Annotated in this window: 11 protein-coding genes; 7 read left to right on the forward strand and 4 right to left on the reverse strand. The window is 58.7% G+C overall.

Annotated elements, in window-relative coordinates:
- Positions 1-505: 505 nt before the first annotated feature.
- The 4 genes from G7Y41_RS04265 to panB form a co-directional block, all read right to left on the reverse strand.
- Positions 506-3,328 (reverse strand): CAP domain-containing protein, encoded by a 2,823-nt coding sequence (locus G7Y41_RS04265; RefSeq protein ID WP_196819549.1) that lies wholly within the window; start codon positions 3,326-3,328, stop codon positions 506-508.
- A gap of 496 nt (positions 3,329-3,824) precedes the next feature.
- A complete protein-coding gene (gene ppgK, locus G7Y41_RS04270; protein WP_165316415.1) occupies positions 3,825-4,589 on the reverse strand; it encodes a polyphosphate--glucose phosphotransferase in 765 nt (254 codons plus the stop codon).
- 88 nt (positions 4,590-4,677) lie between these two features.
- The gene (gene map, locus G7Y41_RS04275; protein ID WP_165316416.1) at positions 4,678-5,565 is read right to left on the reverse strand and encodes a type I methionyl aminopeptidase; all 888 of its coding nucleotides are present in this window, start codon (positions 5,563-5,565) and stop codon (positions 4,678-4,680) included.
- A gap of 135 nt (positions 5,566-5,700) precedes the next feature.
- The gene (panB, locus tag G7Y41_RS04280) at positions 5,701-6,525 is read right to left on the reverse strand and encodes a 3-methyl-2-oxobutanoate hydroxymethyltransferase (protein WP_165316424.1); all 825 of its coding nucleotides are present in this window, start codon (positions 6,523-6,525) and stop codon (positions 5,701-5,703) included.
- A gap of 357 nt (positions 6,526-6,882) precedes the next feature.
- Between panB and pheS the strand changes: the two genes are divergently transcribed.
- From pheS to argR, 7 genes are all read left to right on the forward strand, one after another.
- Complete coding sequence (pheS, locus tag G7Y41_RS04285) at positions 6,883-7,968, forward strand: phenylalanine--tRNA ligase subunit alpha (protein ID WP_165316417.1); 1,086 nt, start codon at positions 6,883-6,885, stop codon at positions 7,966-7,968.
- 1 nt (position 7,969) lies between these two features.
- Positions 7,970-10,624: a phenylalanine--tRNA ligase subunit beta gene (gene pheT / locus G7Y41_RS04290; RefSeq protein ID WP_165316418.1), complete on the forward strand. Its 2,655-nt coding sequence runs from the start codon at positions 7,970-7,972 to the stop codon at positions 10,622-10,624.
- A gap of 83 nt (positions 10,625-10,707) precedes the next feature.
- Positions 10,708-11,211: a flavodoxin domain-containing protein gene (locus tag G7Y41_RS04295; protein WP_165217921.1), complete on the forward strand. Its 504-nt coding sequence runs from the start codon at positions 10,708-10,710 to the stop codon at positions 11,209-11,211.
- Between the two features lie 166 nt (positions 11,212-11,377).
- On the forward strand, positions 11,378-12,439 hold the full coding sequence (gene argC, locus G7Y41_RS04300; protein WP_165316419.1) for an N-acetyl-gamma-glutamyl-phosphate reductase: 1,062 nt from the start codon (positions 11,378-11,380) through the stop codon (positions 12,437-12,439).
- Complete coding sequence (gene argJ, locus G7Y41_RS04305) at positions 12,436-13,617, forward strand: bifunctional glutamate N-acetyltransferase/amino-acid acetyltransferase ArgJ (protein WP_231367372.1); 1,182 nt, start codon at positions 12,436-12,438, stop codon at positions 13,615-13,617. The genes argC and argJ overlap by 4 nt, the downstream gene beginning before the upstream one ends.
- Positions 13,614-14,927 carry an acetylornithine transaminase gene (locus G7Y41_RS04310; RefSeq protein WP_231367373.1) on the forward strand — a complete coding sequence of 438 codons (1,314 nt, stop codon included), beginning with the start codon at positions 13,614-13,616 and terminating at the stop codon, positions 14,925-14,927. Before argJ ends, G7Y41_RS04310 begins: the two co-directional genes overlap by 4 nt.
- Entirely contained in the window at positions 14,924-15,445 is a 522-nt protein-coding gene (gene argR, locus G7Y41_RS04315; RefSeq protein ID WP_165217915.1) for an arginine repressor, read from the forward strand. Before G7Y41_RS04310 ends, argR begins: the two co-directional genes overlap by 4 nt.
- The last annotated feature ends 12 nt before the right edge of the window (positions 15,446-15,457 follow it).

The raw sequence follows: 15,457 nt of genomic DNA on the forward strand, positions 1-15,457 counted from the left end.
CTTCCTTGAGCGCCAAATGGTGAGACGTATTACACAGGACCCTTGTCGTTAGTTGTTAGGTAATGCACAATAATGACATGTTTGTCACTGCTGCATGTGTGATTCTTGGATTCTTCAGTGGGTGGAGAGCTCACGGAAAGCATTGGGAGGGCTTCGCTCTCTTCATTCTGATGATGATAGGTTTTATCGTAAATAATCACGTGGAAGTGATCTCGGTGAGTACGTACGCGTCCACGCTCACGTTGTGCGCGTATCTTGCGGGATTCTTTATCCGATATTTCCTTCGTCGATCCGAATCGAGAAGTCAAGAAAAGGAGTCTCAATCATAGCTCCGCGCATCACCGACAGCTGAACGTCGGCTGATCTGGTGTGAGTATGAGTGTGGCGCGCACCCTGAGTGTGTGGGGTGCGCGCCACGGTGTTGTCAGTGAGTGAATTCGTGTTGCTGTCCCCTCTTGTTCACGGTCTGGCGATCAGCGAGACCGTGAACAAGAGGGGCTTTTGGTTAGCGGCGGCGGATTCTCATGACGGCTCCGGATGCGAGGAGCGCGATGGCAGCAGCGCCGGCGATGATGAGATCCGATGAGTCAACTCCCGTAGCAGCAAGACCCGTGGAGCTCTTTCCTACCAGCGTCTTCCCTGCACCGCGAGCCACCTTGCTCTTGCCTTTGCCTTTGTCCTTGTGCTCAGCTGCACCCATATTGGCACCGTTATTCTCGGCTTTGCCAGGCTTACCAGCATCACCAGGTGTGGGCATGCCAGCATCACCAGGCTTAGGCATGCCAGTGTCACCGGGTGTGGTGTTGCCTGGTGTGGGCGTTTCGGTGTCACCGGGCTTAGGCATGCCCGTGTCACCAGGCTTAGGCATGCCCGTGTCACCGGGTGTGGTGTTGCCTGGTGTGGGTGTTTCGGTGTTGCCGGGCTTGGGTGTTGGTGTTTCGGGGTGTGTGGCGGTGTACGCGGCAAGAACAGCCATGTAGTAGGTGGTGGCTTCTTCTGCTGCTGCTTTGGCTTTGACCCACACCTGGCGTGCAGCTTCGGCTTGCTTGCTGTGTTGGCCGTGCAGGCGACTTGCTTCCTCAAGATCAGCCTGAGCGCGCGCAACAACTTCACGTGTGTTGGCGTAGTCTTCTCGACTGGCCAACAACCGACGATACGCCTCCTTGGCCACAGCCACCTTGTCTGCGAGGACGCCAACACGGGCTGTCGCCTCATCATAAGCCCGCTGAGCAACACTACGTTGGGCAGCGGTCTGCTCAGCAGCAGCCCTGGCCGTATCGAGACCTGCCTGGGCGTCGGTGAGTGTGCGTTGGGCTTCATCGCGAGCCACCTGAGCGGTGGTTTTCTCGGCTTGCGCGGCTTGAAGATCACTGCGAGCCTGATCCACACCTTCAGTTGCCGCAACAGCTTCGTCATAGGCCTGCTTGGCCACCTGGGCTTTCTGGCTGGCCGTGGCAAATGCTGTGTTCTTCTCATCAGCTTCACGCTGGGCTGCTTCCAGGCGGGTTGTGGCCTCGGTGAGCTTCTCGTTGGCCTGGGTGGCAGCTGCGGTGGCATCCCTTAACGCCTCATCAGCATTCGCCTTAACAACCCTGGCATCCTCAAGCTTCTCAGTAGCAGCATCAACAGCCTGCTCCTTCGCAACAACATCAGCACTGGCATCCTCAAGCCTCTTCTGCGCCGCCGCAAGAGCCGCACCAGGACCATCTTGGAGTGCTTCAAGGTCTGCTTTCGCCCGATTGAGTGCTGTTCGTGCGTCGTTGACCTTGTCATCACTCATCCGTGTTTTGATGTCGTTGTAATAGGTCATGAATGCTTCGTAATACACATCAACGTCATATGCCTCTTCACCGTCAAAACCGCTGGAGAGAGCGAAGGTCTGACCGTGAGTGAAAGGCTTCATGTCGGAAGAGATGTCCTCATGTGAGACGGCGAAACCAGTGAACGCGTATTCGGGCTTGATAATGTTTGTGTAGTGTCCAATCTGAGCATCCGGGTAGTCCTTCAGATAGTCGTCCCAGGTTTTACCAGCAGGAACATACTCATTATTGAACCGATCAAAGTGCTCTTTTTCCCAGGTGTACCAGCCCTCGAACGGATCATCCCATCCCCATGCGAGGTTTTCGCCTCCCTTGTAGGCCTCTGAATGTTTGATAGTCGTATCAGACCAGTTGGTTTGCACCTGAGCAATAGCCATCAGACGGTCGGTGACTTTCAACGGTTGCAGCCCCAGAGGAGTGCGGTACTTCTCGTTGAAGGTCTTGATCCACTCGATCGCCTTCTTCATCTGTTCCAGATTGGTTGCATCCTTCTCATCACCAATGTGGGTGTAAGGGAGAATCTCCCGTGCGCGATCCGAAGTTTCAACGGTTCCGTCAAGGATTCCGGCAGCGTACGTTGCTCCCTTATGGGTGAAGAATCCTGAGGAACCCGTGGCGTATTCCTCCGTTGCCTTCGCGACATCTTTGACAGCTTTGTCGTAAGCCTGTTGCGCATTCGTCACAGCTTGTTCTGCTGCTCTGAGTGTGTCTTCGTCTGGTACTGGTAGTGGTGGTGTTTCATCGCTGACGTTGTTGAGTTCGTCGTAGGCTTGTTGAGCCTCGGCTAGGGCTTGGTCTGCGGCGGTTTTTGCTGTGTTTGCGGCCTCGAGGTTTGCTGTTGCGGTGGCCAGGGTTGCAGCCGCGTCCTGGGCGTTGGATTCGGCTGTGTTCTTCGCCTCTCGCACCTCGTTGGCTGCCTGTTGGGCAGCATCCTTCGCTGTGTTTGCTGCCTCAAGAGCAACATCAGCGGCTTCCTTCGCCACACGCGCCCTGTCGGCCTCAGAAGACGCAGACCCAGCAGCGGTTTTCAGGTCGTCGACCTTGCCTTCAACCTCCTTCGCCTTATCAATCACCGCGGTTGCGGCAGCAATCCTCTCCTCCACACCCGCAAGGGCCTCAGCAGCAGCATCAGCATTCTTCTGCGCTTGATCAACACCAGCTTGAGCAGCGTCCCTTGCCACCACAGCAGCATCATCACTCTTAGCTGCCTCATCCAGCACGCCCTTAGCCTTGTTTTGAGCGCCTGTGGGCGGTGCAAGATCAGCCTGGGCAGCACCTACAGCATCAGAGGCTTTTGTGATGTCTTCATCACTGGGATTTGTAGCCTCACTGGCAGCAGCAGACGCCTTGTCATAAGCATCCTGAGCCCGAGCCTTCCCAGCCTCAGCCTCCTTCAGGTCCGCTTGTGCTTTGTTATAGGCATCCTCAGCACTAGCAGCCGTAGCAGACGCTGAGTCTGAGGCGGATTTTGCATCGTCAACCTCCCCTCGCGTAGGGACTGAGGGCACCGGCTGACCAGCCCGATCACCAACAGCAGCAGAACCCCCTTCGTCCCGGCAGGGGGAATAGCTTCTACAGCGTGCGCAATAGGCGCCCAGCAAGAGAAACAACACAGTCGCAGCAACCGCCACAGACACATTTTCTTCGGAGTCTTCACTCGTCCAATTCTTCCACAAGGCCAAACAGGACGACCCCCCCCCGCAGCGCCTACCCAGCACCACATGCGAACACACCACACACAGAAACCACAACGTCACGCTGCGCACAGAGGACCACCACCAGATTACCAAGTACCCGATTACATGGGAATCTTCTGAGTATCAGAATTTGGAAACATCTGGACACCAGCGGTCCTCACATTGGCTGAGAATCTGTGGAACGTGGAGGCGCAACTCGTCCTCGTCAATGAAACACAGGGAAACAGTCGCGGCGCACACCCTGAGAAAGGATGCGCGCCGCGACACATTCACGATGCACTCACCTCAATGTGAGGTGACAAAGGCACTACTCTCGTGCTTTTGCTGTCTGCTGCGCCGCGTACCACGCAGCGCCCGCAATGCCTGCGGTATTGAACAACTGAGCGGGAACCATCGGAGTTTTCAGGTCAAGCAACGGCATAAACTTCTCGTGGTTCTTCGACACACCACCACCGACAACGAAAAGGTCGGGGGAGAAGAGCATCTCAACGTGGGAGTAGTAGCGCTGGAGACGCTTCGCCCACTTCTTCCACGACAAGTCCTGCTTTGTTTTCTGACCCGAGGATGCGCGGGTCTCCGCGTCGTAACCGTCAAGCTCAAGATGCCCCAACTCAGTGTTGGGTAGGAGCACCCCGTCGTTGACAATCGCCGAGCCAATGCCGGTGCCCAGAGTTGTGACGATGACGATGCCACCGACACCCTTCGCGGCGCCGTAAGCAATCTCCGCCAAGCCCGCGGCATCGGCATCGTTGAGAGGAACCATCGTGCGGCCCGTGTGCTCTTTCATCACATCAATAATGTTCGTTCCCGCCCACGACGGATCAAGGTTTGCAATGAACGGGATGACGCCGTGAAGAACGGGACTGGGGAATGCGACACCCACCGGGATATCTTCGCCAACGCCCAGCTGCTCAAGAAGTTGAGCACACACATCGGCGACAGCCGCTGGGGTTGCGGGTTGAGGGGTTGGGATGCGTACGCGTTCACCCACAAACTCACCGGTACTGAGGTCGACCACGGCCGCCTTGATACCCGATCCACCAATGTCAATGCCGCATGCGACCTCAGTCATGTTCCCTCCAGGGCCCTAAGAAACGTCGTGAAACATATGGTAAACGAGGAAGAGTGACAATGGCAGCGCCATCCGAATCTCCTCCCGCTCAGGGAAGCGTCAGAATGTCTGCCCCGTCCTCGGTGACCACAACCGTGTGTTCGAATTGGGCAGTACGCGATCGATCCGCAGTGACAACGGTCCACCCGTCATCCCACTGCTCCCATTCGACGGCACCCAGGGTCAGCATCGGCTCAACGGTGAAAACCATTCCCGGTTCCATCACCAGGTCGTAAGCCGGAGCAGCATCATAATGAGGAACAATCAGGCCCGAGTGAAAAGCCTCGCCGACACCGTGACCCGTGTAATCGCGGACAACCCCGTAATCAAAGCGCGCCGCATACTTTTCAATAACACGACCAATGACGTTGATCTCGCGTCCCGGACGGATCGCCTTAATCCCGCGCATCATCGCCTCGCGAGTGCGTTCAATGAGGAGACGAGATTCGTCATCAACGGTTCCGACCTCGAACATTGCGCACGTGTCCCCGTGAACACCGTCAATGTAGGCGGTGATATCGACGTTAATGATGTCGCCGTCCTCGAGGGGGCGGTCGTCGGGGATGCCGTGGCAGATGACCTCGTTAATTGACGTGCAGATCGCCTTGGGGAAACCCATGTAGCCCAAACATGACGGATAGGCACCGTGAGAAATCAGGTATTCATGGGCAATACGGTCCAACTCATCCGTTGTAACCCCGGGGGCAATAGCCTGACCGACAGCCTCGATAGCTCCAGCGGCGATCCGACCGGCACGGCGAATCCTCTCCACGGTCTGAGAATTCTTCACATCGCTGGCACTCACCCGCTCAGGGCCCGAATGGAACATGTATTCGGGGCGATCAATATGTTCGGGAACTGCGCGTAGTGCAGACACGCGTCCGGGGGTGAGGGTGCCCAAAGGAGCTCGTTTGGCCAGTGCGGATGCTTCAATCATGGGATCAGCCTAAACCCGACGCGGGCTAAGAGGGGATCAGACCATGCGCACACCCAAGGTGAGATTCATCTGCCACGGCGGAGCACGTGGGAAGGTGCGGCGTCGTCCTCGTCAATGGGATTCGTCCACCGACACCTACTCCGCAGCGAATTGGCCCTTTGCGGGGAACTCGCGCGAACGCACCGCAGCAATGTAGTCGCGCGTGGCCCCTTGAAGCTCTACACCAAGCTCACGGAAACGACGAACGAAGGAGGGCGTCCACTCACTCATCCCCGCCATGTCAGACCACACAAGCACCTGCCCGTCCGTGTGAGGACCGGCGCCAATGCCAATCGTTGCCATCGACGTCTGCGCAGTCAGACGCGTTGCAATTGAATCGGGAACCATCTCAAAGACAATGGCAAAAGCCCCTGCTTCTTCAAGGGCGCAAACGTCAGCGCTCAAACGATCTGCGGCATCTCCTCGTCCCTGCATCCGCGGACCTCCCAGCGTGTTTTCCGACTGCGGGGTGTAGCCGATGTGGGCAACGACGGGGATCCCGTTGGTCGTGAGGTGACGGATCAGATCGGCGCGGTGCGCACCTCCTTCAAGTTTCACCGCGTGAGCCCCGGCTTTCATTAACCTGGACGAGGCGTTGAAAGCCGCCGTCACATCAGACTCGTAGGAACCGAAAGGCAGATCCGCCACGATCATCGGTCGGGATGTTGACCGTGCAACAGCTGCCGTGGCTCTCTCAATATCTTCTAACGTCACCGGAAGGGTCGTTGAATACCCCAGCATGACGTTGCCAATTGAATCCCCGATGAGCAGCATGTCAATGCCCGCGGCCTCAAATAGGGGAGCGGTGAGGGCATCGTAGGCGGTGAGCATCGTGATCGGAGTGCCCTCGCGTTTCGCCTGCGCAATGTGGTGAATCCGCACGCGCTTTGCGGTTCCCACGGCGGGGGATTCAGGTGTCATTGACGAGGACGACGCCGCGCTCTGTTCTGCTGAGTCGCCCGTAGGCGCGCAGCTGCCCGTAGGTGAAACGTGAGTAACCGGGGTCAGCTCAGGTGCATCGAGAGCGTCAGATGACAGATGGGACACAGTTCCTCCCAGAGGGCCGGCAATTGAAGAGATTCTCGCACCTAGAGTAGTGCGCTGAGGAACTTTCGTCCTCATTGGGGGCGGATCGCAAAGGACGAGGGAGACGTTCATCAGTGTCACCGGGGATGTTCACAAACATGGGCCAATATGAGCAGATTGGGCAAGCGCATTATGATTGCCCCGAAGCGAGATATTTCCGCATCACTGTCGACATCTCAAAGGAAGCAGGACATGGCCTCCACTGCCCCCGAGCTTGATCCGCTTGACGAACACGCGGTATCAACACTCGTTACCCAGGCTCTCGCAGACATTGAGGGAGCACACAACGTGGCCGAGCTCAAGGAGGTGCGTTTATCCATCCTCGGAGACTCTGCGCCTCTCGTTCGCGCCAACCGCACCATCGGGCAGCTTGACCCGACAATGCGTGGGGTTGCGGGCCGTAACCTCGGGCAGGCCCGTGGAGCCCTGACCGAGGCGCTGAGTGAACGTCAGCGAGTTCTTGAAGCCGAACATGAGGCACAGGTTCTTGTTGACGAGCAGGTGGATGTCACGATTCCCACCCAGCGCATTCACGCCGGAGCGCGGCACCCGCTGGAAACCCTCATGGAAGAGGTCGCAGATTTCTTCGTCGGCATGGGATGGGAAATTGCCGAGGGGCCCGAAATTGAACACGAATGGTTCAACTTTGACTCCTTGAATTTTGACATCGACCACCCGGCACGTCAGATGCAAGACACTCTCTACATCGACGGCACCAGCGCGGGAGGTCAGGGGGAAGCTGACGGACACCTCGTGATGCGCACGCACACGTCACCCGTCCAGTCGCGAGCCATGCTCACTCGCGGTGTTCCTCTCTACGTTGCGTGCCCAGGAAAGGTCTTCCGTTCCGACGCGTTGGATGCAACGCACACCCCGGTCTTCCACCAGGTTGAGGGACTCGCTGTGGACAAAGGCCTGACAATGGCCCATCTCAAAGGCGTCCTCGATCATTTCGCTCGGGCGATGTTCGGCCCCGAGGCGAAGACACGACTGCGCCCCTCCTTCTTCCCCTTCACCGAGCCGAGCGCCGAAATGGATCTGTGGTTCCCCCAAAAGAAAGGTGGACCCGGTTGGATCGAATGGGGTGGGTGCGGCATGGTCAACCCGAATGTCCTCATTGCTAACGGAATTGACCCAGCCGTTTACTCCGGTTTCGCTTTCGGTATGGGAATTGAACGCACGCTCATGCTTCGGCATGGCATCGCCGACATGCATGACATTGTCGAGGGCGACATCCGCTTCTCCACACAGTTCGGCCTCACAGGAAGGGGACACTGATATGCCAATGGTTCCACTGTCGTGGCTGTCTGACCACGTTGAGATTGATCCCGGCGTTGACGCTTCCAGCCTCGCGGCTGCCCTTGTTCGGATTGGCCTTGAAGAAGAGGAAATCCACCCCGCGCGTGTGACCGGGCCGCTCGTTGTTGGCCGCGTTCTGTCTCGCGTTGAAGAGACCGCATCGAACGGTAAAGTTGTCAACTACTGCCGTGTTGACTGCGGTGAATTCAATGACGCACCGGGAACAGGGAAAGAACCTTCCGAGCTGCCTAGTCGTGGGATTATCTGCGGTGCCCACAATTTCGACGTTGACGACCTCGTTGTTGTTGCTCTGCCGGGGGCTGTGCTTCCCGGAGATTTCGCGATTGCGGCGCGCAAGACTTACGGACATATCTCCGACGGCATGATCTGTTCGGCACGGGAACTGGGCCTAGGAGAGGACCACTCCGGCATCATCGTGCTCCCCACGATGTTCCCCGACCGTGAAATCCCTGCGCCCGGCACCGACATTGTGACCTGGCTGGGCCTTGGTGAAGAAGTCCTTGAAATTAACGTCACCCCCGATCGCGGGTACTGCTTCTCGATGCGCGGCGTGGCCCGTGAATACTCCCATTCAACGGGTGCCCCTTTCACGGATCCCGGTCTCCCCGGAGCCCTCGGGGGGTGCCCACCGGCTGCTTCCGCCGACGGTTTCCCCGTTCGCATTACCGATGACGCGCCGATCCGTGGTCATCGTGGCGCTGATCGCTTCGTTGCGCGCGTGGTCCGCGGCGTCAACCCGAATGCGCCAACACCTCGGTGGATGGTTGAGCGCCTGGAGATGGCGGGGATGCGGTCCGTGTCCCTCGCTGTTGACATCACGAACTACGTCATGCTTGACCTTGGGCAGCCGATGCACGCCTATGACCTCGATGCCCTCGAAGGTCCGATCGTTGTTCGGCGTGCACGCCCTCAGGAAACACTGACAACCCTGGATGGGCAGACGCTCGACCTCGATCCTGAGGACCTGCTCATCACGGATTCCCCCGAGGGTGAAGGATCCCGGATCATTGGTTTAGCCGGTGTCATGGGTGGGCAATACTCAGAGGTTGAGTCGGACACAACGAATGTTCTCCTTGAGGCCGCCCACTTTGATTCCGTCTCCGTTGCCCGATCCGCCAGACGTCACAAGCTCCATTCGGACGCGTCGAAGCGTTTTGAGCGCGGAACCGATCCGCAGCTCCCCGCTGTTGCGGCGCAGCGGGCCGTTGAATTGCTTGTCGAATACGGCGGGGGAGTTGCCGACGACGCAGCAACCGATGTTGATGAGCGCGAAGAATCTCCAACGATTTCCCTTCCCTACGGCGAAGCGCAGCGACTGACGGGCGTGTCCTTGAGCGTCGATCGAATCCGGGAGGTCCTTGAACTCATCGGCGCAACCATTGAGTCAGCGGATGATGAGGCGCGTGTCCTCACCGTTATTCCTCCGTCGTGGCGCCCTGACCTGAAGGCTGGAGCCGACCTCGTTGAGGAAATTGCCCGTCTTGACGGCTACGACAACATTCCCTCGGTTCTCCCGCCAGCCCCCGCCGGTCGCGGCCTGACTCAGGCTCAGAAGGCACGCCGTATCGCTGCGGACGTTCTGGCTCAGTCTGGTCTCGTCGAGGTTGAGTCCTATCCTTTCGTGTCGGATTCCTTTGACCGTCAGGGGCTTGCGCAGGATGATCCGCGCCGTCATGCTCTGCGGATGCGCAACCCGATGGCTGACGATGCGCCGCTGCTGCGCACGTCGATCCTCGACACGCTTTTAGATGTCGCGGGACGCAATGTGTCACGAGGCAACGAGAACACTGCGGTGTTTGAGATGGGAATGGTTGCCCGTCCTGAGGGCACGGTGCCTTGTGAACTCCCGACCGCCGAGCATCGTCCCGATGACCAGACGCTTGCCGCGCTCTTTGCTGGTACTCCGGCGCAGCCGTGGCACGTGGGAGCGATCCTCACAGGAAATGCGCACATGCCGAGTGTTCTTGGAGCCTCGCGGCCCGTTGATTGGGCGGATGCGCTTGAATGTGTCCGATCCGTTGCTCGCGCCCTTGGGGTGCGTGTTGAAGTAACTCGTGCGTGGATGCCTCAGGTGGAGAAACGCCGTGGTGCTCCAATGCCGGAGCCTGCAACGAATCCCGCTGATGTTGCTCCGTGGCATCCTGGGCGAGTGGCCCGCGTGTTCGTTCGCGCGGGACGTGAGTTGCGTTCGATTGCCCTTGCCGGCGAGCTTTCACCGTCGGCATGCCGCGCTTTCGGTTTGCCCTCGCGTTCGGTGGCCTTCGAGCTCGACCTCGATGCTCTGATCGCGTCGATGGCTGACGAGCCGATCCAGGTTAAAGCGGTATCGACGTATCCGCTGGCCAAAGAGGATATTGCTCTGGTTGTTCCTGCGGATGTCCCGGTGTCGCGCGTCGAGCAGGTGATCCGCAAAGCCGGTGGTGCGCTTCTTGAGCGAGTGACCCTCTTCGATATTTACGAGGGCGATCAGGTTGCGGCTGGTTCACGATCATTGGCTTTCAGTTTGAGACTGAGGGCCGCTGACCACACGCTGACGGCGGAGGAATCCGCTGGTGTGCGTGACGGAATCGTTGCGATGGCGAAGAAACAGTTGGGAGCCCAACTGCGGGCGTAGGATTTTCGTCCTTTCGTGTGGTAACCAACGCAAAAGAGGATCCCGGCTCAGTTTTCGAGCCGGGATTCTGTCACACTAGGGACATGCACATTTTGGTTACCGCTGCATCCAAGCATGGTTCAACAAATGACGTTGCAGACGCGATTGCGCAGCGCCTACGCGACAAGGGCCACGACGTTGATCGCATGGCCCCTGCGGATGTGACGTCGATCGACACCTATGACGCGGTGATTGTTGGTTCGGCTGTGTACATCCTTCAGTGGATGGAGGCCGCTCACGACTTCATGGAGCGTTTCGCTGATCAGTTGAAAACCACGCGGGTGTGGGCGTTCTCCGTGGGGATGAACGGTGTTCCCAAACATGCCCCTCAGGATCCGACGCGTATCGGACCTCTTCTCACGCGCGTTGAAGCGATTGACCTTCATTCCTTCGCCGGTCGTTACAACCCTGCTGTGCTGTCGCTTCGTGAACGCTCGGTTGCGCGTCTTGCGGGTGTCATTGAGGGAGATTTCCGCGATTGGGACGCAGTGAATGAGTGGGCGGATTCGATTGACGCTGCTTTGAGGAAGAACGAGATTCAGGCGTAGTTTGTGCCGCCGTTTGTCGGTGTGTGCGGCTGAGGGGGCAGTGTCCAAAGGCTGGCTTCCCGTGTCTGAGAGGGTCATGGGGCTCGCGAGCTGAGCGCTCGGGCTCGATGTATGTCACATGAAACGCTGATTTCATTTTCATGCGTTGAAGCGTATAATCATACACATGATGTTTTCGGTAGCAGTTGCCGGAGCCTCCGGATACGCCGGGGGAGAAATTCTTCGGCTCCTTGGGCAGCATCCCCACATGAAAGTGACAACGGTCACCGGCTCATCAACAGCGGGCGACCGTCTGATTGACCATCAGCCACACCTGACGGCACTGGCAGATTTGCGTATCCGTGAAACAACGGTTGACGTGCTCGCCGGTCATGACGTTGTCTTCCTTGCCCTTCCTCACGGACATTCGGGGAAAATCGGTGAGGAACTGGCGCAAAAGAGCCCGAAAACACTCGTCGTTGACTGCGCGGCCGACCATCGCCTCACCAGCGCCACCGAATGGGAACGCTACTACGCAAGCACATTCAGCCCTGCCTGGACCTACGGCATGCCCGAACTCATCCACGCAGGAGAACACACCGCGACTGCGCAGCGCGCCGCCCTGGCCAAGACCCAACGAATCGCCGTTCCCGGATGCAATGTCACTGCGGTGACCCTGGCAATTCAACCAGCCGTCCATGCGGGAATCGTTGATGCCAGCGCGCTGAACGCAACCCTCGCCGTCGGCTACTCCGGAGCGGGGAAGAAAGCGGCCACTCGGCTTCTGGCATCCGAAGCTCTGGGCAATCTCGTCCCATACGGCGTCGGCGGTACCCATCGTCATATCCCCGAGATCATCCAGAACCTTCACGTTGCCGGTGGCCAAGACGTTCGCGTTGCATTCACGCCCGTCCTCGTCCCCGTATCCCGAGGAATCCTTGCCACGGTCACAGCCCCGCTTCGCCCCAACGTCACCCCGGACCAATGCCGCGCCGCCCTAGAAATTTACCGCGAGGAAACGGCGATCGACGTCCTCGGCAATGGAGAAATCCCGACAACGAAACCCGTCATCGGCACAGGCCGCGCACAGGTCAACGTCTTCGTTGATGACAGAGCAGGGGTCCTCGTTGCACTTGCAGCAATTGACAACCTCGGCAAGGGAACAGGAACCGCAGCTATTCAGAGTGCCAATCTCGCCCTCGGGCTCGATGAATGGACTGGAATCCCCATGATTGGAGTAACGCCGTGACAGATACATGCTCAGTGACCGCTCCCCAAGGATTCCGGGCGCAGGGTGTCGCCGCTGGAATCAAGTCCACGGGAAATAGAGACCTCGCCCTCGTTGTCAATGAGGGACCACACCCGGTGTCCGCCGGAGTTTTCACATCGAACCGCGTTGTTGCCGCACCGGTGACCCTCACTCGCGCTCACCTGAGCCGCGCGACACTGCGCGCGATTGTGCTCAACTCCGGCGGTGCGAACGCATGTACGGGGCAGCCAGGTGCCGAAGATGCCCATACAACGGCAAGCTACGTCGGACAGGTACTCGGCCTCGACCCCACGGAAGTTGGCGTGTGTTCAACGGGGATGATTGGGACACGTCTGCCGATGGAGGCGCTGATCGCCGGTATCGACACCGCTGCCGCCACCCTTGAGTCCTCAGCTGAGGCCGGATTCAACGCCGCGGACGCCATCCGCACCACCGATACCGTGGCCAAAACCTACGAATACTTAGACCCGGCCGGATGGTCGATTGGGGGAATGGCAAAGGGAGCGGGAATGCTCGCCCCCGGGCTGGCCACAATGCTGTGCGTCCTGACAACCGACGCGATCCTTCCCGCCGAATCGGCGACGGAGATCCTTGCGGAAGCCGTACGGACAACCTTTAATCGCACCGACTCGGACGGATGTATGTCAACGAACGACTCCGTGATCCTCCTGGCATCGGGAGCCTCCGGGGTGAGGGTCGATGCCGGAGTCTTTACCGAATCTCTGCGCGATGCGTGCGGGGCGTTAGCCAAGCAGCTGATTGCCGATGCCGAGGGCGCCTCACACGACATCGAAATCGTGGTGACGAATGCGTCTGATGAGAAAGCCGGTGAAGCCGTTGCCCGAGCCGTCGCCCGATCAAATCTTTTCAAGACCGCAGTATTTGGTAATGACCCGAACTGGGGGAGAATCCTTTCCGAAGTCGGCACCGTGCCGGTAGACGTTGCCCCCTACGACCCGGACCACGTGAATGTTTCAATTAACGGCGTCATGGTGTGTCGCGGTGGCGGACTGGGAGAGCCCCGTGAGTTGGTTGACATGACCGGCCGGGACGTTCGGATTGTCATCGACCTCGGCGCAGGAAACACCGAGGTCACACTGTGGACCAACGACCTGACACACGACTACGTTCACGAAAACAGCGCCTACTCATCATGAATACTCCGACAAATCCGATGACACCCGCCACCCCAGTCGCCGACGCGACGACGGGGCAGGCCCCCGAACACGCGAAACACGCCGCTGAGACATGGGCTGCGCGCTATGCCGGAGCTGTGATGAACACCTTCGGAACCCCGCAGCTCACCCTCACCGGTGGACACGGATGCACCCTCGTTGACGACGAAGGAAAGGAATACCTTGATCTCCTGGGGGGAATTGCCGTCAACGTCCTCGGTCAGGCTCACCCTGCCGTTGTCGCGGCGGTCACCGAGCAGATCCACACCCTCGGTCACGTCTCAAACTATTTCGCAACACCTCCGCATATCCAATTGGCAGAACGCCTGCTATCCATCATCTCCACCGATGAGACACCCGAGGAATCACGTGTCTTCTTAGCCAATTCAGGGGCGGAAGCAAATGAGTGCGCATTGAAGATCGTCAAGGCCTACGGCGTATCGACAGGGCGCACACGGATCCTCGTCCTCGATCATGCATTCCACGGCCGGACCCTCGGGGCACTGTCGCTGACATGGAAAGAGGCATACCGGCAGCCCTTCGCGCCGCTCATTCCGGGAATCGAATTTATCCCGGCAAACGATAGTGATGCCCTACGCACAGCAATGAACGAGGACGTCGCCGGTTTCTTCGTTGAACCCATCCAAGGCGAAGCAGGAGTGCACGTTCTGGACGACGACTATCTGCGCCTCGCGCGAGAACTGACGCGCGAACACGGGGCGCTGCTAGTTGTTGATGAAGTTCAATGCGGTATTGGGCGAACCGGCGCATGGATGGGACATCATCACAGCGCGATCACTCCCGATGTTGTCACCTTGGCTAAGGGACTGGGCGGCGGACTGCCCATCGGAGCGTGTGTTGCCTTCGGGGAGACGGCCTCAATCCTTGGACCGGGAATGCACGGGACAACTTTCGGAGGAAATCCCGTGTGCGCGGCAGCGGCCGTGGCCGTCCTCGACACCATTGAGTCCGAGGGCCTCATTGAACACGCCCGCGACCTCGGCCATTGGCTACGCTGCGCCCTGCGAGAGGCCGCTCCCCACATGATTTCAGAGGTACGAGGACGAGGCCTCCTCATCGGCATCGAATTGACGCACGACATCGCGCCACAGATTGTTGCGTGTGCTCGCGACGCCGGATTCATTGTCAACGCAACATCTGCGAAAGTTCTGCGGCTGGCACCGCCACTGATCCTCAGCCAAGACGAAGCAGCGAGCTTCGTTGACGCATTCCCGTCGATGATCAGCCAAGCGCAGACAATGGTTTCGGCCGAGCGAAAGGACTCGAAATGACTCCCGCTATTCCGTCGACTCGCGCTGGACGGCAAGCAGCGATCCGAGAGATCCTGGCATCGACACATATCGCATCGCAAGAACAGCTGCGATCACAGCTTGTGGATCTGGGTGTCGACGTCACTCAGGCAACGCTTTCACGTGACCTCATGGATATGCGGGCAACAAAAATTCGGACCGCCGATGGGGTGCTGCAGTATTCGGTGCCCGATATTGATGGCGTCCCAACCCATGACGGTGAAGCCACTCAGGAACGTCTTGTTCGGTGGTGCCAATCGCTTCTCGTCACCGCGATCCGTATCGAACACCAGCTGGTGATCCGCACGCTCGTCGGCGGAGCAAACCTCCTTGGATCCGCGCTCGATTCCGCACGTTTTGATGAAATTGTTGGAACGATCGCAGGAGATGACACAATCCTCGTGATCTGCCGAACACCGGCAGAAGCACAGATCGTTGAGCACCGACTGATGAAGCTCGCTGATCCGTCCTCGTCCCCGACTCCGGCGGTCGCGGACTAGGCGGGGAGCTGA

The sequence above is a fragment of the Schaalia sp. ZJ405 genome, from assembly GCF_011038885.2.
GTDB lineage: Bacteria > Actinomycetota > Actinomycetes > Actinomycetales > Actinomycetaceae > Pauljensenia.

Bases quoted from the DNA above. Each gene is read 5' to 3' on its own strand.
- pheS (WP_165316417.1), top strand. From the start codon at position 6,883: ATGGCCTCCACTGCCCCCGAGCTTGATCCGCTTGACGAACACGCGGTA.
- argC (WP_165316419.1), top strand. From the start codon at position 11,378: ATGATGTTTTCGGTAGCAGTTGCCGGAGCCTCCGGATACGCCGGGGGA.
- G7Y41_RS04295 (WP_165217921.1), top strand. From the start codon at position 10,708: ATGCACATTTTGGTTACCGCTGCATCCAAGCATGGTTCAACAAATGAC.
- map (WP_165316416.1), bottom strand. From the start codon at position 5,565: ATGATTGAAGCATCCGCACTGGCCAAACGAGCTCCTTTGGGCACCCTC.
- pheT (WP_165316418.1), top strand. From the start codon at position 7,970: ATGCCAATGGTTCCACTGTCGTGGCTGTCTGACCACGTTGAGATTGAT.
- ppgK (WP_165316415.1), bottom strand. From the start codon at position 4,589: ATGACTGAGGTCGCATGCGGCATTGACATTGGTGGATCGGGTATCAAG.
- panB (WP_165316424.1), bottom strand. From the start codon at position 6,525: ATGACACCTGAATCCCCCGCCGTGGGAACCGCAAAGCGCGTGCGGATT.
- G7Y41_RS04310 (WP_231367373.1), top strand. From the start codon at position 13,614: ATGAATACTCCGACAAATCCGATGACACCCGCCACCCCAGTCGCCGAC.
- argR (WP_165217915.1), top strand. From the start codon at position 14,924: ATGACTCCCGCTATTCCGTCGACTCGCGCTGGACGGCAAGCAGCGATC.